Here is a 23630-nt window from a genome sequence, read left to right on the forward strand (position 1 = left end):
GGTGAGCTCGGGACGGGCGGGAATGCCCGGAGCGGGCGGCATACTTGCACCCGACATGAGCCGCCTCGCCTGCCACGCATGAGCACACCCGCCCTGACGCACCCCGAGCGCGTCCGCATCCCCCGCGAGATCTGGGTCCTCGTCGCGTCGGCCTTCGTCATCGCTCTCGGGTTCGGGCTCATCACGCCGGTGCTGCCGCAGTTCGCGCAGAGCTTCGGCGTCGGCGCGACCGCGAGCGCGATCGTCGTCAGTGTCTTCGCGTTCTTCCGGCTCGTCTTCGCACCGGCCGGTGGCAGTCTCATCGGCCGGGTCGGTGAGCGACCGATCTACCTCGCCGGCCTGCTCATCGTCGCGGCCTCGACGGCAGCCACGGCGTTCGCGCAGAGCTACTGGCAGCTCCTCGTCTTCCGTGGCCTCGGCGGCATCGGCTCGGTGATGTTCACCGTCTCCGCGACCGCCCTCATCGTGCGCCTCGCGCCGCCGTCGATCCGGGGGCGCGTCTCGTCGGCCTACGGCTCGGCGTTCCTTATCGGCGGCATCGGTGGTCCCGCCGTTGGTGGCGCCCTCGGTGGCCTCGGACTGCGCGTGCCCTTCCTTGCGTATGCCGGTGCGCTGGTTCTCGCTGCGGCTCTCGTCGCGATCTTCATCAGCGGGGCGTCGCTGCGGCCCGCGCCGGACGCGCCGGTGCTGCCGGTGTTCACCGCACGGGAAGCGTTGCAGGACAACGCCTATCGGGCTGGCCTCGTGTCGGGGTTCGCGAACGGTTGGGCGAACTTTGGGGTCCGCAACGCGATCATCCCGCTTTTCGTCGCAGCCAACATCGGCAAGGAGCCGTGGCTCGCCGGCGCTGTCCTCGCGATCTATGCCGGCGGCAACGCCGTCGGGATGAACGTCGCCGGGCGGCTCAGCGACCGGATGGGGCGTCGCCCGTTCATCATCGGCGGGCTTGCCGTCGCCGGGGTGGCGACAATCGCCACGGGGCTTGCGTCGTCGTTCCCCGTGCTCGTCGTGCTGTCGATCATCGCCGGGCTCGGGTCGGGTGCGCTCAATCCGTCCCAGCAGGCCGCGATGGCCGACATCGTGGGCCAGGGCCGCAACGGCGGGCCGGCACTGGCGAGCTTCCAGATGTCGGCCGACGCCGGCGCGATCATCGGCCCGATCCTCGCTGGGGCCCTGGTGGACTCGGGCAGCTTCGCCCTGGCCTTCGCGGCGACCGGGGTGCTCAGCCTGCTCGCGACGATCCCGTGGGCGCGCGCCCGCGAGACGCTGCCCCGCACGGACGCCGAGGCCCGGTCCGGCACCGAGGCCGTCGAGAAGGCCGCAGGCTGACGGTGGACCGACGGCCGGTGCCGGTCATGGGTGACGGGCGGCATACGGTTCTCGCGTGGAGCACGTGACCGATCTCGACCTGCCGGGCGGCGGGCACACGACCGTCGTCGGTGTGGACGCGGGTGGCCCCGACGACCCGGTCGTCGTGCTGCTGCCGGCGCTCGGCGTGGCCGCGGGCTACTACGGACCGTTCGTGAAAGCCCTTGCCGCAGAGGGGATCGCGACCCTCGTCGCCGACTTCCCGGGGCAGGGCGTGAGCCGCCCGCGTGCGAGCCGTCGTCACGACTTCGGGTATGCCGCGGTCGCCGATTTGGTGTCCGCGACGGTCGCCGTCGCGCAGGAGCGGTATGCCGGCCGGCAGCTGGCGCTGCTCGGCCACTCCTTCGGTGGACAGGTGGCGATCGTGCACCTCGCGACGCACGAGACGCCGGTGGGCGCCCTCGTCCTCGTCGGCTCGGGCTCGCCCTACTGGCGCAGCTACCCGCGCCGGCTCAGGCTGCTCGCGCAGACCCAGGCCCTCGGCGCGGTGGCGGCGGTGCGCGGCCACTGGCCGGGTCACCGGCTCGGCTTCGGTGGGCGCCAGCCTCGCCGGCTCATGCGCGAGTGGGCCCGCTATGCCCGTGGTGGAGCGCTGCTTCTCGAGGACAGCGGAGGTGTGCCAGCGCGCGAACCCGACTTCGCCGACATCGAGCTCCCGGTCCTCGCGGTCGCCCTCGACAACGACCATCTCGCACCGCAGGGCTCGGTCGACCACCTCGTCGGCAAGCTCGCCGGGGCGACGGTCGAGCACCGCTTCGTCACTCGTCCCGAGGGTGAGGACGGGCCGCCGATCGACCACTTCGCCTGGGTGCGCCACCCCGGCTCGTTCGCGGCCGAGGTCGCGATGTGGTTGCGCGCTGCGCTCAGCCGGGCCTGACTGTGCGGGTCACCTGACCGGGCGTTCCGGGTCGCTCGGTCATCCCAAGGTGAGGGCGAGCAGCCCCGCACCCACGGCGGCGAGGGCGCACACGAGGCTGCGGGCGGCATACGGGACGAGGGGCACGGCGACCCCGGCGCGGCGGCACCGCGCCCGCCACAACACGGTCGCGAGCGAGCCCCACACGGTGACGATCGAACCGGCGTTGACGCCGATGAGGAGGGCCATGAGACGGGCCGGGGTGTCGGCCGCGACGGGTTCGAGCGCGAGGTAGGCGGGGAGGTTGTTGACGAGGTTCGCGGTGAGTGCCCCGGTCGCGCCGACCCGCCACAGGTCGGCCGACGACGACCCGGTGCCGGCGAGTGAGGAGAGGACGGGTTCGAGACCGTGTCGGAGCGCGACGTCGATCGCGACGAAGAGGACGCAGACGAGCAGCACCATGACCCACGGCACCTGAACCTCGGACAGCTGGTCGCGGCGCCGGACGGCGAGGGCCACGACGAGGACGACGGCGGCCACGGTGGCCGGGATTGCGGGCGTCACGCCGCTGACGAACGCCGGCCCGAGCGCGACGCACACGATCGCGGCGATGACGAGCAGGGTGCGGTCGTGCGGGTCGTCCGGCGCCTCGGGTGCATAGCGCGTCAGCAGCTCGCGTCGGTGCATGACGAACAGCACCGCGACCGTCGCGACGATGGCGGCAAGGGCCGGACGCCAGGCGAGGGCGACGTACTCGTGGGTGCCGAGCCCGAGTCGCGAGAAGTGGTGCAGCGCAATGAGGTTCGTGAGGTTCGAGACGGGCAGGAGGAGTGACGCGGTGTTCGCGAGCCACACGGTGGTCAGGGCGAACGGCATGGCCGGCAGGCGCAGCTGGCGTGCCACGGCGATGACGACCGGCGTGAGCAGGACGGCGGTCGTGTCGATGCTGAGGACGATGGTGCAGACGACGGCGAGGGCGACGACGAGAAGCCACAGCAGCCAGGTCCGGTGCCGCCCGGCGCGAGCCGTCCAGTGCGCGGCGACGTCGAAGACCCCGGCGATCTGGGCGACTTCGGCGACGACGGTCATCGTGACGAGGAAGAGCATGACCGGCCCGATGCGGGTCGCGAGGTCGGCGAGCTCCGCCCCGGTCACGGGAGCGCGGGTGCGGTGGCAGAGGTCGTCATGGCGTCCTGAAGGTACTCCTGTCCGTGGGCGCGATCTGTGCGCGTCTCATCGCCCCTCCGGTGCTCTGCAGTGCTGCACCCCAGCGCAGCTGTGCAGACGTTTGCCGACGTGGGTGGGCTGGTGACGCTGCGCCTTGGGCGCCTCGCGGCAGACTGGGGGCATGGCCCGCTGGGTGCTGCACGTCGACCTCGACCAGTTCATCGCGGCCGTCGAGGTCCTCCGCCGGCCCGAGCTCGCGGGCCGGCCGGTGATCGTCGGCGGCCGCGGCGACCCGAGCGAGCGAGCGGTCGTCTCGACCGCGTCCTACGAGGCACGCGCCTTCGGCGTGCATTCCGGTATGCCGTTGCGCCTTGCCGCGCGGAAGGCGCCGGAGGCGACGTTCCTGCCTGTCGACGCACCGGCATACGAGACCGCCTCGGCGGAGGTCATGGCGACGGTGCGGGCGCAGCCGGCGGCCGTGGTCCAGGTGCTCGGCTGGGACGAGGCGTTCGTCGGGATCGAGCTCGACGGGGACGACGTCGCGGACGCGGTCGCCTATGCCGACCGGTTGCGCGAGGCGGTGCTCGCCGCGACCCGGCTGCACTGCTCGGTCGGTGTCGGCGACACGACGGTGCGGGCGAAGATCGCCACCGACTTCGGCAAGCCGCGCGGGACGTTCGTCCTCACGGCGGACAACTGGTTCGAGGTGATGGGGGAGCGGCCGACGACGGCGCTGTGGGGTGTCGGCAAGCGGATCGCAGCGCGGCTGGCGGGACGGGGCTACGAGACGGTCGCGCAGCTGGCGGAGGCGGACGAGGCGGCCCTCGTCGAGGAGTTCGGGCCGCGGATGGGGCCGCACTACCGGCGCCTCGGGCAGGGACTGGGCGCGACCGTCATCGACGACACCCCGTGGGTGGCGCGGGCGCACGGGCGGGAGACGACCTACCAGCGCGACCTCACCGAGGCGGTCGAGGTCGAGGCGGCTGTGGCCGCGCTGGCCGATCAAGTGGTCGAGGACATCCGGGCCGAGGGGCGCGCCTGCGCGCGGGTGCACCTCAAGGTGCGGTTCGCGCCGTTCTTCACGACGACGCGGATCCGGAAGCTGGCCGAGCCGACGTTCGACGCCGCCGTCATCGCGCAGACGGCGCTCGACCTGCTGCGCGGGCTCGGTGACGATCGGCCGATCCGGCTGCTCGGGGTGCGCGCCGAGATGGTGCCCCCGGAAGGTGGCTACGAGCCGCCGCGCACGACGGGGCGTGGCGGCCCGGCCGCCACGCCCCCGTCGGACTAGCTCAGCTCGTCACCAGCTGCCGGCCCGCGGGGCGCCACCGGGCGCCTGCGGGTCGTTCGGGTTCGTGCCGGGCTGACCGGGCTGGGGGGCCGCCCCGCCGACACCGCGGTTCTTGCCGATGACGGCGTCGCGGGCCTTGCCCGAGGCGCTGTCGATCTGGCGCGAGTACTTGCCCTTGGTGCGCTTGTTCGCGAAGTCCGCGGCCTTGCCGAGGTACTGGTCGGCCTTCTCCGGGTTCTCCTGGATGTATTTCTTCGCTGCCGCGGCGGCACCTGCGAGGGCGCCGAGCTTTCCGAGACGTGCCATGACCTGCTCCTTGTCGAATCTGGGGTCGGTCCGGTCCAACGCTCTCAGCCTGCCCCACGTTCCCGAGGATTGGATGTGAGTCGCCCGACGACGTGGGTGCGGCGCGCGGCTGGTCGACGACCGACCTCCGCCGTCGCCCACCCGCTTCGCGCGGACGGGCGACGGCGGAGCCGTCACGCGAAGAAGCGACGCGTGGCCGGCAACCGCGACAGCACCAGCCGGTCGAGCAGGAGCACGAGCGCCAACGACACCCCGAGCACCGGCAGGAACACCCCCAGCGCCACGACACCGACGGCGAGCCACGGGCTGCTCGCCAACGGCATACGGCCACGTGGAGCGCCGAGGGACCCGGTGCCGCGCGGCCGGCGCCGCCACCACATGACCGGGCCGGTGATGCACGCGGCGATCACGGCGAGGCAGAACACGGTCGTGAGGATCATGTTGACGGTGCCGAAGCGGCGCCCCTCATGCAGCGCGATCCCCTGCGAGACCACCTTCGCCAGCGCGGGGTAGTCGTCGTAGCCATACGTGCTGGCCACGTTCGCGCCGTACTGGTCGATGTGCACGGTGCGCTCCTTGGCCGGGTCGTTGAAGGCGTAGCCGATGACCGAGAACACCCCGGACTCGTCGCGCGGGAAGGCGACCGTCAGCGGCCGCTCCAACCCGGTGCGCGCGGCGACCGTGACCGCGGTGTCGACGTTGGCCACGGACACCTCGCCGCCCTCGGCCCCTTCGGAGCCAGCAGTGCCCGCGGCGCCGGGGTCGGAGTCGGGCACCGGCGACTTCTCCTGCGCCCAGGGCACGACGTGATGGCTGTGCGGCAGGGACTCGTCGAGCGTCGACGTCGGGTTCGACAACGCGCCCTCGTCCTGGGACCAGAACGACTGACCCGTCTTCGTGAGCAGCCCCTGCACCTGGGCTCCCCAGACGCCCGTCCAGGGCAGGCCCGAGACGATGAGCAGGAGCAGGCCAACCCCGACGAAGGAGCCGATGCCGGCGTGGGTCCAGCGCAGCCGCGCACCGCGAGCACCCTTGTCCCGCTGGCGTTTTCGCGCCCGGCGCCCCTTGAAGAAGAGGTAGTAGCCGGTGATCGCCATGATGAGCGCCCAGCAGGCGCCGAGCTCCATGATGAGCTCGCCGGTGCGTCCGGCCATGAGGTCGGCATGGATGCGGATCGCCGTCCCGCTCAGGGTGGTGTCGGGGTTGAGGCCGCCGAGAACCTTGGCCGTGTAGGGGTCGACGAAGACGTCACGCGTCTCCTCGTCCGCCGTCGTGAGCGTGAAGCGGGTGCTCTCGTCGGCGGCGGAGGGCTCGGTCATCGAGACGATCTGGTCGTCGGGGTAGGCCTGCGAGACGGAGTAGCGCTGCATCTCGTAGGGCAGCACCGTCTCGCCCGCCGGGGCCTGGACGCGCATGAGCTCGCTGTTGAGTGCCGGCTCGATCTGGAACCGGAAGAGGTAGATCAGCCCGGTGATCGCCAGGGTGAGCAGGACGGGGATGACGATGACCGAGGCATAGAAGTGCCATCGCCAGAAGGCCCGGAACAGGCCGGTATGCCGTCCGCGCGCCACGGCTGGGCGCGCTGCGGTCGGCTCGGGTGTGGGTGGTTCCGGTGCGGTGGGCTCGGGTTCGGGTGGTGCCGTGGTGGGTCGGCTGGGGTCGTCGATGACGGACATGGGTGTTCCTCACGTGGACAGGACGGGGAGGCGCGCGGGAGCGCGCCGCTCGACCCGGCGACGGTCGTCGCCGGGGAGCAGGAAAGGGGGAAGGGGTTGCGCGGGCTGCGCGTGGGTCTGCGTTCAGGCAGGGAGCAGGGCGGGCGGTCCGCGGCGCCGCGGCACAGGAGCAAGCCACACGTCGGCGGCGACGGTGGGGACGCTGCGGACGGTCGCGGCGAGCCGGCGGGTACGGACCGCCTCGGCCACGCTGGTCCCGGTGAGGGACAGCGCGCGGAACGCGGCGGCATACGCGCCGAGATCGGTGAGGCAGAGCCTCAGCCAGGAGCGTCCGCGGTGCAGGAGCAGGAGCTCGGTGGAGCCCCTCTCGGCCGAGGCGAGGGCGTCCGCGATCACGACGGCGGCGACGAGGTGGGCCACGAGCATGCCGGGTGACGGCAGCAAGCCGGACATCCCGGATGATGCCGCGCCGCTCGTCGTGAGGGAGCCGGCGGACCCGGGCGTCGGTGCCCCGGCCGGGTGGGTTGCGTGCGGGTTGTCGAGGGCGGCCGCGAGCCGGGCGGTCGGCCGAACCTGTCCGTGGTGGCTCCCGGAGAGGCTGAAGACGACGTGCGCGGCAAGCTGCTGGCCGACGAGCACCGGCGCGGCCTGTGAGAGCCGGAAGGCGTTGCGCGACAACGGAGTTCCCACTGCCACGAGGGCCAGGGCGAGGAAGAGCATCGACGTTGGCGCGACACCGACGCCGCCCGAGACGAGGTGGGCGATCGCGGAGAGGGTGACGGCGAGCCAGCTCAGCACGGCAGCACGCAAGACCCCGCTGCCGGGGTCGGGGCTGGCACGTCTCACGGCGTCGAATCTTACGGAGCCGAGGCGGCGCGGCGGGAACCGTCCCGCGCTGCGACCGGCCGTGGCACCGATCGGCCCCGTCACCGACCAGCCCTACCGGTGGCCCGTCTCGTCGCGGGCGTCGATCTCGCGGGTGAGGGACTGCATACGGCGATGACGGTCGAGCACCGCGTCGGTGACGACGTTGACGACACCGCGGCCCAGCGAGACCGGGACCCAGCGACGCGGACAGATCGTGCGCGGCGCGCGGCGTTCGATGCCGTCGACGATCGCGTCCGCGAGTCGCTCCGGTGTCACGGGACGCAGCAGCGGCCCGGGGAAGGCCAGCCGCAGCTGCTGGCCCGCCGTCGGGTCGTCGAAGGAGGCGTCGATGATCGGTGTCTGCACCCACCCCGGGTAGACGACGCCGGCCGTCGCGCCCGTGCCCGCGAGCTCGGCGCGCAACGAGCGGCCGAGCGACTCGACGGCCGCCTTCGACGCGGCATACGGCGCGTTGACCATGCCGTTGACGAACGCGTAGATCGACGCGGTGATGACGACGTGCCCGCCCGCCTCGACGACCGCCGGCAGGGCGGCCCGCACCGTCCGCCACACGCCGAGCAGGTCGATCTCGACGATCCGCTCGAACTCCTCGATGGACGTGCCCGCGACGGTCGCGGGTCGGCGGGCGGCGATCCCGGCGTTGGCGTGGACGACGTCGAGGCTGCCGAAGCGCTCGCGCGTCGCCGCGACGGCGGCCTCGAGCGCAGCAAGGTCGGTGACGTCGGCGTCGAGCGCGATGGCCCGGTCGCCGAGCGCGGCCGCGAGGGTGTGGTGGTCGCCGCCGGGCAGGTCGACCAGGGCCACCTGCGCGCCGCGGGACACGAGGGCGCTGGCGGTCGCTGCTCCGATCCCGCTCCCGGCGCCGGTGATGAGGGCCGTGCGACCGGGCAGGTCGAGACGGGTGCGACGGAGCATCGGTGGGCCTGCTTTCGACGGGTGCGTGCGCGGTGAGGGACCGCTCACCGCAGGCTACGAGCGTTCGGTATGCCGCGTGAAGGCTTCGCCGGTGCGGCTTCGCTCACGGTGGGGCACCTCGCGTCGCCGGGCGCGCAGCGCCGTGACGGTGCTGTGGCCGGCCGTCGACAGCAGGGCAGCGACCTCGTACGGCTGAGAAGGTGGTGTTGACTGACAGCATGGTGCAGCGCATCGAGGTCCTTCTCTCCGACGCGGAGCGGTTGCTTCTCGATACGGAGGCGGCCCGCACGGGTCGGTCCATGTCCGCCCTCGTGGGCGATGCGATCACGAGAACCTACGCCACGGATCGGGGCATGGACGCCGACCTCGCTGCGATCGACGTGGCTTTCGGCGCTTGGGGTGATGTGGACATCGAGGGGCGCGAATGGGTCGAGCGACTGCGGTCGGGTTCGCGACTGGGCCACAGCACGTGACGGTCCTCGGGGCGAGGCTGCTGACGAAGAACGTGCGCCACTTCCCGATGTTCCCAGGTCTGCGCGCGCCCTACTGAACTCCCGCGCCAGCGCGCCAACCCCACGACCGTGAGCCCCACCCGTGACGGCGACATCGCTGGGACGCGAGGTTTGCCGAAGACGCGAGCGGACGGCATACGGATCGGTATGCTCGGCCGGGACGCCTGCTGGAGGTCGGGCGACGAGCGCGAGGGGGTGCGATGGCAGGGGCGAGCAACCCGACCAACCCGATGAGCCAGCCGATGCGGGTGCGGGACATCCCGGCGGTGCTCGTGTCGGCCGCGCGCATCCTCGGCCGCTACTGGGCGCCGTTCGTCGTCATCGCGTGCCTCGGGCTGACCGTGCGCAACGGGGCGCTCTGGCTCGCCGTCATCGTCAGCGACCACAACGCGTTCGTCGCCCAGCTGATCCTCGTCCTCGCGCCGCTCGGCTTCCTCGGCGCGATGATCGCGATGCTCTACCTCACGCGCGGCTCGCTGCCCAACGTGCGCGCGCTCGCCCGCGAGCCGGGTCGCGAGGCCGTGACCGAGGGGCGCGAGCTGCGGCTCGTCGACGTCGCGGTCAGCGTGCTCGTGCCGTTCCTCGCCGTGTACGTCTCCTACGGCCTGCTCAAGGAGGACCTCTATCGGTTCACCAATGAGGCGGCCTTCGACGAGTTCAACCAGTTCGACCTCGCGAACCCGCCGGACGTCGACTTCGGCAGTCGGCTCGCGATCTGGGACGCGCAGACAATCCTCGTCATCGTCGCCATCGCCTGGGTCCTGCGGTTCGCCCTCGGCAAGCTCGAGTCGACGACGAAGTTCCTCGCGCTCGCGTTCGTCGGTGCCCTCGTCGAGGTCTACTACACCTCGCAGGTCGCGCAGAAGGTCACCGAGATCCAGGGCGCCGCCGTGAGCTGGGTGCAGAGCCGCCGCGCGTCCGAGACCGTCGTCGAGACGTATGACCGCGTGGTCACCTCGCTTGGTCCGTTCGCCAACCCGGTCGACACCGTGACGACGTGGCTCTTCGGGCTGCTCGGCGCGATCGACGCCGTCGTCATCGTGCCGTTGGCGTGGCTCACCGTCGGGGCCGTCGTCCTTGGGCACAAGCTCGCGCCACCGGAGCCGGAGGAGCGTGAGGACGGCGCCGGGGGCCTGGCGGGCGACGTGGCACGGCGCGTGAACCGCATTCCCGAGCCGGTGCGCCGCATCGGTGGCGGCCTCGTCGCCGACATCCGTGAGCGCTGGTCGGCGTTCTGGAACGGCTTGCGCCTCATGGCGACCGCAGGGCTGGTCCCGATGCCGACCTTCTCGCTGGCGTTCCTCATCGTGCTGCGCCTGCCGTGGCTGTTCGGTCAGCTTGTCCGGTGGGTCGTCGGGCCGGTCCCGACGAACACGTGGCTCGCGTTCTCCCCGATGGAGAATGCGGTCGGGCTGGCGTTGACGATGATCCTCGCGGCCGCCCTGCTCGCGGCTGCGATCGACTGGCTGCTCGGCCCGCAGCTGCGTCCCGGCGACGAGCCGGCGCCGGGACCGGCGTCGCAGTCTGCCGCGGCCCACGGTGCGGTCAGTCCGGCGTCCTGAGCGCGAGGTAGTCGGGGCTGCCGTAGCTCACCCTGACCTCGACGATCCGGGCGTCCTCGGGCGTCGCCACCCAGGGCGTCGCCGTCCAGATCTCGGGGCGAGGTGACGTGTCGGGCGGAAGCACGCCGCGACGCTCTCCCTCGAGGAGAGGAGCCGACGGTCCCGGCGACTCCTCGGGCACGCACGGGTTGCGCGACCCGACATAGGTGCCCGGTGTGCCCGTCTCGAACCGTCGCCCGGTGGCGTCGACGAGCTCGACGACGCAGCCGCTCATGACCTGGTCGGGCGCGGCGCGGAACTCGAGCCTCACCTGTCGGGCGGTGGTCCCGTCGGGGAGGACGACGTCGTCGATGCTGCGGCCCGTGATGTCGCGTGCGGTGTCACCCCAGCCGGCGAACCGCACCGCGAACGTGCGCTGCGTCGCCCCTACCGCGTCCTCGTACTCCCAGGTCACCTCGGCCCAGTCGCCCGGCTCCGCGACAGCGGTCTGGCGGTGCAGGTCGTTCTGGAACCAGAAGGTGTCGACGCGGTAGGCCGAGGCGCCGAGCATGAGCGCGACGGCGACGGGCACGCCCGCGATCCACCACCGGCTCGGCCGGCGTGCGGGCTCGCCGCCGGGTGCCGCTGTGGTCGGCGACGGCGGGACGACCTCGTCGCTCATCGCGCGTCCTCCTGCTCGGTGCCGACAATCGCGGGGGCGACGTTGACCGCCTCGGTCTGCTCCCACAGGGCGTCGGGGTCCTCGAGGCCGAGGTGGATGTCTGCGACGGAGTCACGCCGATACCCGTCGCCGTTGTCCCCGAAAGCACCGCGGGAGAACAGGATTCGCGCCCCATCGAGCGCCGACCGCTCGATGTCGAAGCAGAACGACCCGGTCCACGGTATGCCGGTGGGCAGCCTGGGGTTCTCGGTGCAGTCCGCGCCCCGCACCGACGCGAGGTGGTGGGTGCCGGACGCGTCGACGAGCGTGGCCCCGTAGAGCACGGTCGGCTGGCGCAGGGCCGTGATGCGCGTGTCGACGACCACCCAGCGCCCTCCGGCCTTCGTGGCCGGGTTGCCCATGATCGTCGGCGTCACCGCGACCTTCGTCACCTCGACCTCGGCGAACGACGCGTCGACCGGTTCGCCCACGCGACCCTCGACGGTGAAGGGGGTGTCGACCGCCGCCCCCGTCGGGACGAGGTCGGTGATGGCCCGGCCGAGCGCCATGGCGGCGATGACGAAGGCCGCCAGCGCGGCTGCCCGCCTCACGATCGCCTCTTCAGGGCGAGGGCGCCCTCGTAGGGCGTGCCGCCGCGGTCGCGCCACGTGTCGTTGTCGAGGGTGAGCGGGTCCTCCGCGACGAACTCGAGCCGGTTCGCCCGCACCGTGACGGTGTCGCCGTCCCACGGTCCCTCGGTGACGAAGGTGAGGGCGAGGCGGTACTCGACGCCGGGGTTGACCACGCTGACCCGCGTGGCGTCCGCGACCACGACGGCGGTCGGGTCGTCCGATGCGCCGTCCTTGTTGTCGTCGGTGACGGTACCGCCGCCGCTGATGCTGAGCTGGTCGAGGAGCAGGACGGCGTAGTCGGGCCGGTCACTCGTGTTCTTCACCGTGGCGTCGAGGACGATGACCCGCTGGTCGGGGCCGGGACGCACGGCCGGTTCGAGGTCGGGCAGCTCGACGACCTGGTCGATGGTGACGCGGTAGGGGCCGATCTCGATCGGCTCGCCGAGGCGGATGGGGTCGGGCGCCGGCTCCGGCACGCGGGACAGGCCGCCGAACGGCGCGGTCGCGAGCAAAGCGGCTGCCACTCCGCCGCCGACCTTCTGGCTCGTCGGGCGACCTGTGACGAAGTCGCGGGCACGCCCGATGACCCCGCGGGCCGTGGTGCTCGACTCCCCCATGGTCCGGATTCTAGGGAGTTTCGTATGCCGGGTGTGCCGGTTCGCGGCACCATGGCTCGCATGGCCTATGACGAGGTGTTGGCGCAGCGGGTCCGGGAGATCGTCGGTGGCGACCCGGACGTCACGGAACGGAAGATGTTCGGCGGGCTCGGGTTCATGTTCGGCGGCAGCATGGGCGTGGCCGCCGCGAGCCGGGGCGCGCTCATGGTGCGCGTCGATCCCGAGGAGTCCGAGGCGCTCACCGCTCGCGCCGGAGTCGAGCGCATGGAGATGAAGGGCCGGAGCATGGCGGGCTGGCTGCTCGTGGACCAGTCGGTTCTCGAGGGCGACGCGGCTCTGGAGGAGTGGGTCGAGCGCGGCGCCGACTTCGCCCGCTCCCTCCCGCCGAAGGAGTAGCGCGCCCGCCCGGACGACCCGGTGGAGCCTCCTGCGCGATCTTTCGGCCGATGAGCCGGCCGTCACAGACTGGGCTGCATGTTGTGGGCCCAATTGGTGCGTGCGAGTTTGGGCAGCAGGTTTCTGCCCAATTTTGCGCGAGTTGTGGGGCAGCATTGCTGCCCAACTGGCCGCGGGTCAGCGGCGTGCCAGGAGGAGTCATAAGTTTGCCAATGCACCTGAGCCCGGTTCTCATGATGGGGTGTGAGACGGAGGGCCTCGGTCATCCCAGCCGAGTCGGTGCACTCTCGAGCGCACGCTCGACGTCTGCGCTCCCCTCGGCCAGCGTTACGGTGTGCTCAAGGAATCGGGGAAGGTTTGCCCTCGCGTTCGGGCCGACATCGACGAAGTAGATGTAGATCGGGGCTCCGAAGCCACGTACTTGGTGAGGTGCCGGGAGAGTCTCCCCAGCGTGGAGGCTAATGGGGTAGACGAGCGCGCCGACCGGTTTGGCCCACCGGTCATGCTGTCGGTAGGCGGCCATCTGGTAGATGTCGCTGCGGGGGACGCGGATGAGCCGTGCCCCAGGGAGCTCCAGCAGATCGTTCGATGAGCTGATCGTGGCGGCGTTCTTGTACTTCGCATCCAGGAGCAGTGTCGAGCCTTTGGCTGTGACAACCACGTAATCAGGGTCGACCTTGGAGGAGGAGCGCTGGGTGCCCTGCGCGTCGTGGATCGTGGCAACCGGGACGTCTTCGAGCAGTCGCAGTGAGGTGCTTTCGGAGATGACGCCGCGCAGGGCCTCCTGGAACAGGGTGGGCATGCTCCACAGAAAGGCCGTCGTGCCGGTTGAGCCGAGCTCGCCGCTGAGGAAGTTTCCGTGCAGGAATCCGATAGTGGCATGGAGGACCTCGGCGTAGTGCCGCTGCGGGCCTGTGGTGGAGGTGCCTCGGAGGTCGCGCGGGCTGCCGGAAACGTCAGCGACCTGGGCAAAGCGGGGGAGGGCAGCGTTCACGGCCGTCCGAACAGCACGGCGGGCACCGGGCACCGGCAAGTTCAAGGCGAGCAGCGCCGCCCGGCGCAGCCCTGCTTTGAGGATGCGGTTGTTGGGAGTGTCTTGGGTGCGTTCGCGTAGTCGGCAAGGAATGGTTGCGGCATCGGCAAGGGCGACATGTTTGGTGATGTAGCGACCCAACTGGATGGAGCCCTTGATTTTGCCGTGCAGATCTCTGGTGACCGTGACTTGGTCCCGTTGCAGCCAGCGGGCGCTGAAACGGTGGATCGCCAGCACGTGCCACAGAAGGAGGCAAGCTGCCGGGTCGTTGCGGACCTGGTCGACCAGGGCCTGCTCGCCGGGCAGCCGATGCAGTGGCTGGTGGTGTTGTCCGTAGGCATAATCGGCCAAGAAGAAGGTGTCGCACCGGTCGAGTTTTGGGCTGATGTGCACCGCGAGGTGCCCGAGATCGGTCTTCACGCGCGCGACGCCGACGTACGCGTCGGCGAGAACCCTCCACTCGGCTTGGCCGGGGACGCGTGTCACGTTGGCTTTGGTCTGCTCCCAGAACGACGCCGGAACGGCCTGCACCCACTCATCCTCCAAGTCGGCGGATCGGTGCTCGGTGAGTGTCAGAATGCGGTCGGTCTCGTTCAATGCGCCTCGCTCGCGCCGGTCTCAGCCAAGTCGCCGTTCTCAGTGGCGCTGTCGCTCTCGGACTCTTGGGTTTTCTCTCCAAGGCCCCCGGTGTCGCTCATGTCGTCTTCGCTGGCTGCGGTAGGTGAGGCGGGCGGGAGCGTCGCCAGAGCCTTCAGGATCGTGGCAAGGGAGGCGACAGCCTCCCGTTGGGTGAGGTTCCGGTCGAGGCCAAGGGGCGAGGTCAGGGCCGACAGGTTAGCCTCGTCGAGCTCGCCCTCGAGGGCGTACTCCCGGAGCAATGGCAATACTTCGTAGACGTAGCGGGCGGCCAGTTTCTCCAGTCCGTCAGCCTCGTCGTCGGCGTCAACGAGGTAGTAGGACGGGCCGACTCGCAGCCCCGGCGAGGTGGCGGCCAGCGCGTATTCCGTTACCTTGAATAGGTGCATGGCGGCCTGTTTCACGCTATCCGTCGAATACGATGCGTGCGCTGAGATCGGTCCGGGCGTAGCCGGTAGATCGAGGAAAACGAACCTGCGACGCAAGGCGTAGTCGATGACGGCGATAGATCGGTCTGCGGTGTTCATGGTGCCGATCAGGGCGAGGCTGGCGGGCACTGTGATTGAGGCGTGCCCATCCACGGTGTACGGGGTGGCCACGGGCTCGTCGCGGTACTCGAGGGCGTAGAGGAGTTCGCCGAAGATGTTGGCGATGTCGCCTCGATTGATCTCATCGAGGATGAGGACCGGCTCGATGTTCGAGTCAAGTGCGTCGAGTTCTTGGCCTACTGCGGCCATCAGACTGAAGATCTTGTGTCGGGGAGTGAAGGCGACACCGCCGTCGACGGGCTCGGCGACCAGGGCCCGCACGAAGTCGGTGTAGTCGTAGCCGGGGTGGAACTGGACGATGTCCCACACGGTGGTCAGTCCGCGGCGAAGGATCTCGGCGGCGATGTCTTCGGGGCGTCGCTCATTCGCAGGCAGGTCCGAGAGGATGCCTTGCAGTCGGCTCTCCTCGGCACGGTCGGCTGTCGCCCAGTCGATGTAGCGTCTCGCCAGGTAGGTCTTGCCGACACCGGGGGGGCCCTGGAGAACTACCTGTCGTCGCCGGTGCAACAGGTCGGCCAGTTCGGTGAGGTCATCCGGCAGGGGCCCACGCTGAGAGGTTGGCCTCACCTCGCCGGCGTCCCCGGCCGCGGCGACCCGGAACTCGTTGGCAGTGAGGTTGAGCCAGTGGTTGGCGCCGATTCCGAGAGCGAAGTCCACGCCTGCGCCGTCGGTCGGGGTGAGCTGGTACTGGGCCAGTTTCTCCCCCAGCATGGTGATCAGAGGCGGCACCGCCTGGCGGGTGGGTAGGGTGCGTTCCAAGCCGATGATTGAGGCGCCGCGCTGCCGGGGAACCAGCAGGCCGCACTTGTCGGTCAGCCGAAGAATGTTCGTGGTGCTCTTGTCGTCGTGGGGGAAATCGGTCTGGCCGGTGCTGGTCGCCTCGGTCGAGAGCGCCTCTTGAAGCTTGACGCGGTTGATCATCTCCGGACGAAGCCTGCCGGTCGGGTCGGTCAGGATGGTGCGGGTGATCCGGTCCAGGCGGCGGTCGGCGATGTTCAGCGCACACCACAGCAACAAGCCTGCCTCGGGGCGTCCCTCGCGGCAGGCGCGCAGCAGCTCGTCGTCGAGCACCACGCCGGAGCGCGAGGAATCACTGTCGCTGACGACCGGCGGCTCGTACCTGATGATGTCGTTGTACAACTCCTTCGGCGTGCTGCCCCCGTTATCCAGCAGGGCCTCGACCTCGCCAGCTGTTGTCACCCCCGGCTCGAGAGTGGCTAGCTTGGCGATCGCCTCGTCGGGCTGGGTGTACTTGGTGAAGGAAATCTTGCCGACCGTGGGGAATGGGCTCACGGGCTCACTATGCCCGACCGGGTCCCCGAACAGCTGTCGATCTTCGTCCGGGGCCTCTTGGAAACGCAATGCCGGCCCGGGTTCTTCACGACCCGGGCCAGCATTAGCGGTCGTGCCTCACACGGCAGCCGGCTTGGCGTCCTTCATGTCGTTGACGTCTCTCATGACCTCGACGAGCGTGGCGGGGTAGATCCGCAGGGCGTCGTACACACCAGGGCTTCGTCCCATGAGGATGGGGTCACTGTCGACCCCGCGGAACTGCTGCACGGTTCTGGCGATCATCTCTTCGGGCTTGAAGATCGCAGGCTTTTCGATCGACCAGACCCCGGGCGTCTTTTCGACGACGAACTCGCTCATCGCACCGAGGATGGGGAAGACCAGGGCCGGTGTGACCCAGACGATCTTTCCGGTGGTGTCGCGCCGGCAGGCACGGCCCTTCCGGGTCTCCTCCCACACCCGCTGCCCGTTCCATGCCGGGTGGGTCTCCCAGAAGCGGTACTCCTCAAGGGCGACCGGGGCCATCTGGACGGCGAAGTCGAACTTCCTCTTGGCTGCGGCGTCCGAGTCCTTCGCGTCGTGCCAGCGGGAGAAGTCCGTGAGGCACTGCTCAGCCATCTTGTAGGCCCGGACCTTCTCGGAGTCAGACGCGTTCTGGGACACCGAGCTGGGCATCAGCAGCCTTGTGTACTGGAGCAGCTTCCTAGTGTCGAACGCCTGCGCCGGGTCGTCGGTCTCGCTCATCTGGATGCGGAAGCCGGGCTTGTGCCGCTGCATGCTGGACTGCAGCTCGTTGAGGTGCCCACGGGCGCCGGCTTGAGAGATGGACTTGACCGGGGTGGCCGTGTTGCGAGCGATCGCCGTCTCAACGACCTCCTGATCGTCGGGGTCGACGATGATCTCCGCCCGCACGTAGAAGGGCGCTTGGGAGGCGAGTTCCTCGATCCCGTCGGGGTACAGCTCGCGGATCCAGCGCTTGATCTCACCCTGGGTTTGTGCTCCGTTCAGGATCGACCCGTTCGTCAGCGTGACGATCTTCGCTTCGTCGTCAACCTTGATGTCCGATGCCGAGATCGCGAAGCCCGAGTTCCTCGTGATGAAGCGCTGGGGCTCCGTGAGGATCGTGTTTCGGATCGACTCATGAACGCGGTTGCGCTTGTTGGCGCTGTACTCCGCGATGTAGTTCCTGAGGTTGTCCCTGGTGTCGAGGTCGACGATCTCGAGGGCCGAGAGGTTCGCCACGTACGACCGAACCCCAGTCGCCTGCTCGTCGGGACTCGTGGTGTTGCGAATGAGCTGGTATCGCAGCTGGATGGTGCGGGGGCGCTAGCTGCGCTTGCTGGTGTGCTGACCCATGGGGGCCTCCAATTCTGTTGTCGTGTTCGCTGCCATCCGGTGGGTCGCCGCAGCTGCGGCGCCCAAGGCAGTCGAGCAAGAGGAACAGTAGCGGACCGCATCGACAGCAGGTGGGACGTCACGCGTGGCGGGACTGACCTATCCCGCTGCTTCTTCCCGCGGCCCCCCGAGGTCGAATCTCCGCCTCGGCCGCGTCGAGCAGAGCCCGAACCCGCTGGATGCTGTAGCCGGTCTCAGCGGCCAGGTCGCGAATGCTCTTCTTCCGGTCCTCGTACCCTTCTCGCAGGACAGCGGCAACCGCGGCCCGGGTATCAGGCTGGAGACGCTCGTAGGGGACGAGATCCGGGGTGACGATCGGTCCGCCGGCGTAGCCGCGGTGGACCTTGCCACGAGGCGCTACCTCATCGAGAGCCTCATCCCCCCACACGCTCCAGCCCTTGCGGGGGTACCGGGCGAACAGTTCAAGGTGCGGGCCCGGCGAGCAGGCCTCGATTAGCTCGTACTGCTCGTCTGGTTTGCGGCTGTGCTCGCGCTTGCGGGTCTCGATCATGTTGACCTGCCGTCGTGCTGGCGGCAACGTGCGCATGGAGCCGCGGACTCCAAAGAGCAGGAGCTCGGTGACGTTGCGGAAGTAGAAGCCCACCCCTCGGCCGTCAGGTCCACCGTCCTTGCGGCGCTTGGCCCACACGACATTGCTCACGTATCGGAAACCCCAGGCCTCCATCACCGCCAGACCGTCGGGCAGCAGTGCGTTGGGCACCCACAGGTACAGGTGGGCGTCCTTGGCTGCCACGCCGGCGACATCTATGTCCTTGATCGCGGCTAGCGTCATCGTCGAGTACCTGTCCAGCCGGCGATGCTCCGGGGCCACCTTCCCGGTGCGATTGGTGAAGCGCCACGGCGGGTCCGCCAGAATGGTTTTGAAGCCGCCCACCACCTCTGGCAGAGGGGCTGGATCGGAGTCGGGACGGAGGGGCTGGATGGTTTCGACGGTCACGAGACCGACCGTATCAAAAACGGATCTATATTTAGATCTTTCGCCGAGGCGCGTCGTCGTCCGTGTACACAATCAGGCATGGCCCTGAACACACGTCATGGACGCCATCTGTGCGATCTGACGGCAGCTCGTGGCTCGCTGACTAGGTGCGGTAGCCCGAGTTATGCAACAAGCTGCTGCACACTTGCGCGTCGTCATCCGGACCTCGTCGGACCATCGCTGCGATCAGCCGTCGGCAAGTCGTGAACGGCGACTGATGAGCAGTCGAGGTTCCAGGCCACCCTCCGAGCGGACCGTCGTCGGCTCTCATGACCCTGCATAGGGAGCCCGGGAACCCACGATGTTCCTGGCGCTATCGGTTGAGGCATCAGGATTCTCAAGGCCCGCGTGGTCGCGCGGCCCATCGCTGTGCGGGAACCGGCACCCGTGTAGGTTCCGGCCCTTCTCGTCCGCGGGTCATGCCTCTGACCTGCAGCGGGACAAGAAGCAGAGACGGCGTTCGTCTCACTATCTTGTCCCCTTCTTCGGGATTCCGGCTGGAGGCATGGGCCCCGAGTTCACCATGACGCATCTGAAGTCAGGACGCGAAGCTGACGCTGTCCGTGGCCTTCCGACTCTGCCGAGGAGCGGACGCTACTCGGGGCGCGCTAGTCGACCCCTCGCCGCCGCACCGAGTCGCCCCGGGTCAGTGCGGCACGCATCTTTGCCGGGCGATCAAGCGACGTTGGCAACCACCGGTTCCAGACCCCAGCCCCGAACACTCCTGCCTTCGACGAAGCGCCATTCCTCGCGGCACTTGTCGCAGTCGATCCACACGTCATGCTCGCGGAAGCCAGGGATGTTGTCGTGCTCCTCGATGATCCTTCCGTCCCCGCAGGGGCACATGAACTCGTACCGCTCCACAGTCCCCGCACCAGCGCCCCAACCCCCATGGTCGTGCGCGGCGCCGTCGATAGGCTCGGTGCGAATGGGCGCGGGCGCAGGCTCCGTCCGCATCCACTCGGCGATCGAGGTGACCACGGCCTCGTAGGCCCCCGTCGAGTGGGAGATTTCGTGGAAGATTGCTAGGAGTTCGTCGGCGGTGCGAGCGACGCGGTGGCCGCTCTCTCGGACGCCAGCCAAGTAGTCGCCGGCAAGGTCGCCCACGATGTCGTCGCGATCTATCTGTTGGATGAGCCAGTCGTGGAAAGGAGCCGGCTCGGCGACCATCTCGGGCCGGACCCAGCGCTTGGCGATGAGGTCGCCGGCGGCTGCCTGCGGGAGCGCCGTGCGCAGGTACTCGTACCCCGTGGGACGGTAGTGGTTGGCCTGCGGCCGCGTCTGGCCGGAGCCGACCATACGGCGCAGGTAATCATGCTCTCGATCCGAGACGCCGATCAGGAGGTTGGGGCCGGCCCCGTCCGGGTCCGTGATCGGGAGCCCGAGGGCTGCCGCCGCCCAGATCAGCCGACCGTTGGATACATACGAGACATGCGGGCTGAGGAACTGCTCGACGGTGTGCTTCAAGGAGTAGCTGCCGACCTCAGGGGTGTCGGAACCTGACGTGGGGGTGAACATCCGCAGCGTGTCCGTGACGAGGGCGAGCTCGATGTAATCGGTCTTGCCATTGAAGTTCCACGGCGAGTCCGAGCGGATGCCGCGCTCGCTGAGGCGAGGGGCGCCGCCGTGAGCGCCGATCAGCTCGTGATCGTTGAGTACGGATATCAGCCGCCGTGCGCTGACCCGTGGGCCTATGAGGCCTTGGGCCAGTGGGGAGCTGATCTGCCGCAGCGCCGAGGTGTAGTTCGTGTCGGTGAAGACCGACCACGCACGTGCGTCCTGCTGGAACGCACGGCGCGCCCCGTTCGTGTTGTTGGGAGCCATCTCAATCTCTTGTTCCGGGCTATGCACCCCACGCCTGCCAGCCCTGTGACAGGAGAGAGATCTCGAACCAACAGGTACTGCTTCTCTGGATTCCGCATCGGCAGTTGTCCTCGACGTCCTCGCCGCGTGGGTACTCAGACTCGGAGACCGGCAGTCCAGACTGCCGGCACCAAGTAAAGCCACAGGAGGGGCCATCTGTCCAGAGTGACGGTCGAGCTTCCCGTCGAGCAAGTCTCAGTTCAGAGGCTTTTGACCTGGCTGTAGAGATCCCGCAGTGCGACGTCGGACATGTCGATGATGGGTTCGTACATGAACGAGTTCACGTGGATGTTCTCCGGAGTCATCAGCACCACGCTGTCGAGCGTGTCAACGGCCTCGGGCGTGCCAGCGCCGCGGTTCTTGAAGGCCTGGAACAGCGCCTGCGTCTGGTTCGCCACGATCCCACCGGTGAAGTCCGGGTCCGCCAGCTCGTCGATCATGTACTTCTCGGCGAGGATTCGCGTGGCGATCGACAGCACAATCTTGTTCTCGAAATTCACGCCCTCGGGCGCTGTGAGCGCGAGGTCAGCCTGCTCGATCAGAAGGTCTACCACCGAACCGCCCGGCGAAGCCCACATCTTGCCCTGCTGCCCCGGGAAGGTGTCATTGAAGATCCGGTCGAGGTCGCCATTGGTGATGGAACTGGAGTCGTTCTTCCAGTGCAGCAGCGACGTGAGCTTGATGTACTCGGGGTCGTCCTCGCCCTTGGTGTATTCGAGGATGTTCCGTACGAACGGGATCGAGGCGACGCGCTGCATGCCGTCGGAGAAGAAGTTCATCTTGAAGCCGCGGATGAACGGGTTGTTGACGTGCTGAGCCTGGTTGAGGACAACCTTGGAGTCGCCCTTCTGAGCCATGAAGCATCGGTTGTAGCCCACGACGCCGCGGCTGAGAAGCGTTCGGAAGAAGTCGAAGTTGTGCGTGAGCAGTACGAGTTTGAAGTCGGTGTGCTCGGACATCTCCTTGAGGTACTGGATGATGGCGTACTTGTTCTTGTAGTCGAATGAGTCGGCGAGGTCGTCGATGACGAAGAGGGTTTCGCGACCCTCTGCCTTGCGCGTCTCCATCTCGAAGAGCACGTTGAGGATGTAGAGGGCCTTCTTCTCGCCGTTGCTCAGGACAGAGAGCAGGTCATCCCTCTCTACCCCTCTTGACTCGCCACCCTCCTCGAACTTGAACACCAGCTTGAGCATGGCCTCCTGGCCGAGCGCGACCTTGTGCTTGTTCTCGGCACTGAGGCGGAATGGCACGAAGAAGCGGTCGTTGAAGATCCGAATGACCTTCTCCCACCGCGTGCTCTCTTCAGCGGCTTGCTTCTCGATCTCCTTCCTGCGCTCCTCCGTGTTCTTGAAGCACGTCACGACGCGCTGATACAGATCCTCGTGAGCCTTGAGGTACGCCTTCCAGACCTTCTGCTGGAACGAGCCCACGTTCGTTAGTTCCGGTAAGAGCTCCTCACGGTTCGCGATGAAATCAAAGAAGTTGCGTGCGTCGACGTTCTTCTGCAGGGCTCTCTCGACCGCTTCGAGCTGCTTGCGGAGGGCATCGTCGTCCGTGATCCGCTTCTTCTCCTCGGCGATCAGCGCGGTCAGGTCGGCGTCGCTGGTGACCGTCCGCTGGGTGTCGCCGTCGTGGTCGCGCAGCAGCAGTGAGTGCTTCGCGGAGAAGAAGCCATTGTCACCCAGGCTCTTCGTGACGTTTGTCGCGTTGTAGAAGGTGAACGAGCTCCGGTTGAAGAACGCGGACTCGTCCAGGAGCTCGTTGAGTCGGGTGACGTACTTGGCCAACTGTGCCTGGACCCCGGGGGTGCGCAGGGCCGCGCCGACCTTGTCGTTGAAGAGCACGTCGTACGGCAGGTCCGCGAACCTGGTGTCCTCGAGCTGGCCAACCTCGTACTCGACACGTGCCAGCGCCTCGAAGAACTTGTCGGCCTCTTGGGTAAACACCCTCGACACGGTGCCGATGACGTCCTGTTTCGTGCAGGATTGGTTGCGCAGCGCAGCCACCAACTGGTCCCGCGCCTCGACGAGATCAACCTGAAGCCCTTCGTACTCGCGGCGAAGTGCTGGGTTAACCAGCAGCGTCGAAGTGGACTCGGTGGGACCCAGTTCCTCGTCATAGGAGAGCACGACCACGACGTCGTCTGGATCCAGTTCGTTGCCGTTCTCGTCGGTGATGCGCCGCTCGGTCTCCCTCGTCGGGAACATGCGGTCGGACGACTCCTGGCCGGTCGCGAGATCCTTGAACGTCTGGGCGAACGACGTCTTCATCGTGCCGTTGGGAGCGTAGACCGCGACGGCGTTGCCGTTGGCGAAACTCAATGCCACGTCGAGTTCCCGGATGCCGTGGCAGTTCTTCAACTCAACGTTCAGCTTCTTCATGGTGACCAACCTAGAGGGCACCATCGACTCTTCTGGATCGACCGGTGTGAGTCGTCGGCAAGGGTCGCGCTCGGCCAACAAGGCAGTCACGGACGTAATTCACGTAGGGACCGGGGTCCGACCGGGCCGGGTCGAGCCCCGGTCTCACCGCGGTGTCGAACATGGCTGCTCTGGCGGGGGACGCCCCCTAGCCCTTCGTGCTCCGTGGGTCCTTTGCGGGGGCGATGGTGTTCTTGTCGCGGATATTCCCGTCGCGGCCGTGGAGCGTTACCTCTCCGCCACCTGCGTTTGAGGCAAATCTCTTGGCATCGGCGTAGGCGTCGGCTTGAGTTGGTTCTGACAGCCTGAGTTGGCCCCACCATGACGGCTTGGGGTGGCTCCACCTGGTCTGCGTGTCGGGTGGTGTGACGGTCTGATTTGGCCCCACCCCGCGCCAGCGTTGCAGCTATGGCGACGAACGCATCGGTGGTGGTGTCCGGGACGGGGTCTCGGGTGGAGTTGTTCGCGGCGATCCGTCGGGATGCCCGGGTCGAGGAGTACTCGATCCGGGAGCTCGCGCGCCGTCATGGGGTGCACCGGCGGACGGTGCGGCAGGCGTTGGCGTCGGCGGAACCGCCAGGTCGGAAGACCCCGACGCGGGTCGCGCCGAAGCTCGGCCCGT

21 protein-coding genes and 1 pseudogene are annotated in these 23630 nt (G+C 68.6%); 7 read left to right on the forward strand and 15 right to left on the reverse strand.

The window, feature by feature from the left end; all coding sequences use genetic code 11:
* The first annotated feature begins 78 nt into the window (after positions 1 to 78).
* Both BCF74_RS10625 and BCF74_RS10630 read left to right on the forward strand, forming a co-directional pair.
* On the forward strand, positions 79 to 1329 hold the full coding sequence (locus BCF74_RS10625; protein WP_106297934.1) for an MFS transporter: 1251 nt from the start codon (positions 79 to 81) through the stop codon (positions 1327 to 1329).
* Positions 1330 to 1384: 55 nt separating this feature from the next.
* Positions 1385 to 2245, forward strand: coding sequence for an alpha/beta hydrolase family protein (locus tag BCF74_RS10630; RefSeq protein ID WP_106297935.1), 861 nt, complete (start codon positions 1385 to 1387; stop codon positions 2243 to 2245).
* A 39-nt stretch (positions 2246 to 2284) separates the two neighbouring features.
* Here the strand turns inward: BCF74_RS10630 and BCF74_RS10635 are convergent, their stop codons facing one another.
* On the reverse strand, positions 2285 to 3379 hold the full coding sequence (locus tag BCF74_RS10635; protein WP_106297936.1) for an SLC13 family permease: 1095 nt from the start codon (positions 3377 to 3379) through the stop codon (positions 2285 to 2287).
* A 193-nt stretch (positions 3380 to 3572) separates the two neighbouring features.
* On the opposite strand from BCF74_RS10635, the gene BCF74_RS10640 reads away from it, so the two are divergent.
* Positions 3573 to 4682 carry a DNA polymerase IV gene (locus BCF74_RS10640; protein WP_106297956.1) on the forward strand — a complete coding sequence of 370 codons (1110 nt, stop codon included), beginning with the start codon at positions 3573 to 3575 and terminating at the stop codon, positions 4680 to 4682.
* Positions 4683 to 4691: 9 nt separating this feature from the next.
* On the opposite strand, the gene BCF74_RS10645 is transcribed toward BCF74_RS10640, so the two are convergent.
* From BCF74_RS10645 to BCF74_RS10660, 4 genes are all read right to left on the reverse strand, one after another.
* Positions 4692 to 4988 carry an antitoxin gene (locus tag BCF74_RS10645; RefSeq protein ID WP_106297937.1) on the reverse strand — a complete coding sequence of 99 codons (297 nt, stop codon included), beginning with the start codon at positions 4986 to 4988 and terminating at the stop codon, positions 4692 to 4694.
* A 173-nt stretch (positions 4989 to 5161) separates the two neighbouring features.
* Positions 5162 to 6664, reverse strand: a complete 1503-nt coding sequence (locus BCF74_RS10650) for a PepSY-associated TM helix domain-containing protein (RefSeq protein ID WP_106297938.1) — start codon at positions 6662 to 6664, stop codon at positions 5162 to 5164.
* Positions 6665 to 6787: 123 nt separating this feature from the next.
* Positions 6788 to 7510 (reverse strand): hypothetical protein, encoded by a 723-nt coding sequence (locus BCF74_RS10655; protein ID WP_146132930.1) that lies wholly within the window; start codon positions 7508 to 7510, stop codon positions 6788 to 6790.
* A gap of 93 nt (positions 7511 to 7603) precedes the next feature.
* On the reverse strand, positions 7604 to 8467 hold the full coding sequence (locus BCF74_RS10660) for a short-chain dehydrogenase/reductase (protein WP_106297940.1): 864 nt from the start codon (positions 8465 to 8467) through the stop codon (positions 7604 to 7606).
* Between the two features lie 206 nt (positions 8468 to 8673).
* Between BCF74_RS10660 and BCF74_RS10665 the strand changes: the two genes are divergently transcribed.
* Entirely contained in the window at positions 8674 to 8940 is a 267-nt protein-coding gene (locus BCF74_RS10665) for a hypothetical protein (protein WP_146132931.1), read from the forward strand.
* A gap of 239 nt (positions 8941 to 9179) precedes the next feature.
* Positions 9180 to 10541, forward strand: coding sequence for a hypothetical protein (locus BCF74_RS10670; RefSeq protein WP_106297942.1), 1362 nt, complete (start codon positions 9180 to 9182; stop codon positions 10539 to 10541).
* On the opposite strand, the gene BCF74_RS10675 is transcribed toward BCF74_RS10670, so the two are convergent.
* The 3 genes from BCF74_RS10675 to BCF74_RS10685 are packed head-to-tail and all read right to left on the reverse strand — an operon-like array spanning position 10525 to position 12430.
* Positions 10525 to 11202, reverse strand: coding sequence for a hypothetical protein (locus BCF74_RS10675; RefSeq protein ID WP_106297943.1), 678 nt, complete (start codon positions 11200 to 11202; stop codon positions 10525 to 10527). The genes BCF74_RS10670 and BCF74_RS10675 overlap by 17 nt on opposite strands.
* Positions 11199 to 11792, reverse strand: a complete 594-nt coding sequence (locus tag BCF74_RS10680; protein WP_106297944.1) for a hypothetical protein — start codon at positions 11790 to 11792, stop codon at positions 11199 to 11201. Before BCF74_RS10680 ends, BCF74_RS10675 begins: the two co-directional genes overlap by 4 nt.
* Complete coding sequence (locus tag BCF74_RS10685; protein WP_106297945.1) at positions 11789 to 12430, reverse strand: hypothetical protein; 642 nt, start codon at positions 12428 to 12430, stop codon at positions 11789 to 11791. Before BCF74_RS10685 ends, BCF74_RS10680 begins: the two co-directional genes overlap by 4 nt.
* Before the next feature lie 60 nt (positions 12431 to 12490).
* On the opposite strand from BCF74_RS10685, the gene BCF74_RS10690 reads away from it, so the two are divergent.
* Positions 12491 to 12826, forward strand: a complete 336-nt coding sequence (locus BCF74_RS10690) for a TfoX/Sxy family protein (RefSeq protein WP_106297957.1) — start codon at positions 12491 to 12493, stop codon at positions 12824 to 12826.
* A 262-nt stretch (positions 12827 to 13088) separates the two neighbouring features.
* Here BCF74_RS10690 and BCF74_RS10695 read toward each other — a convergent pair whose 3' ends face one another.
* From BCF74_RS10695 to BCF74_RS17955, 7 genes are all read right to left on the reverse strand, one after another.
* Positions 13089 to 14456, reverse strand: coding sequence for a 5-methylcytosine restriction system specificity protein McrC (locus BCF74_RS10695; RefSeq protein ID WP_106297946.1), 1368 nt, complete (start codon positions 14454 to 14456; stop codon positions 13089 to 13091).
* A complete protein-coding gene (locus tag BCF74_RS10700; protein WP_106297947.1) occupies positions 14453 to 16336 on the reverse strand; it encodes an McrB family protein in 1884 nt (627 codons plus the stop codon). The genes BCF74_RS10695 and BCF74_RS10700 overlap by 4 nt, the downstream gene beginning before the upstream one ends.
* Positions 16337 to 16453: 117 nt before the next feature.
* Positions 16454 to 17575 (reverse strand): AIPR family protein, encoded by a 1122-nt coding sequence (locus BCF74_RS10705; RefSeq protein ID WP_106297948.1) that lies wholly within the window; start codon positions 17573 to 17575, stop codon positions 16454 to 16456.
* Between the two features lie 232 nt (positions 17576 to 17807).
* Positions 17808 to 18686, reverse strand: coding sequence for an MT-A70 family methyltransferase (locus tag BCF74_RS10710; protein ID WP_245889299.1), 879 nt, complete (start codon positions 18684 to 18686; stop codon positions 17808 to 17810).
* Positions 18687 to 19400: 714 nt separating this feature from the next.
* Positions 19401 to 20549: a hypothetical protein gene (locus tag BCF74_RS17470; protein ID WP_177426652.1), complete on the reverse strand. Its 1149-nt coding sequence runs from the start codon at positions 20547 to 20549 to the stop codon at positions 19401 to 19403.
* Between the two features lie 239 nt (positions 20550 to 20788).
* Positions 20789 to 22969, reverse strand: a complete 2181-nt coding sequence (locus BCF74_RS10720) for a phage infection protein (RefSeq protein WP_106297949.1) — start codon at positions 22967 to 22969, stop codon at positions 20789 to 20791.
* 187 nt (positions 22970 to 23156) lie between these two features.
* Positions 23157 to 23396 (reverse strand): DUF2188 domain-containing protein, encoded by a 240-nt coding sequence (locus BCF74_RS17955; RefSeq protein ID WP_218279245.1) that lies wholly within the window; start codon positions 23394 to 23396, stop codon positions 23157 to 23159.
* Between the two features lie 20 nt (positions 23397 to 23416).
* On the opposite strand from BCF74_RS17955, the pseudogene BCF74_RS17560 reads away from it, so the two are divergent.
* Positions 23417 to 23630 (forward strand): annotated as a pseudogene (locus BCF74_RS17560) (hypothetical protein); the annotation flags it as partial.

It is taken from the genome of Knoellia remsis (assembly GCF_003002895.1).
In the GTDB taxonomy this organism is placed as follows: domain Bacteria; phylum Actinomycetota; class Actinomycetes; order Actinomycetales; family Dermatophilaceae; genus Knoellia; species Knoellia remsis.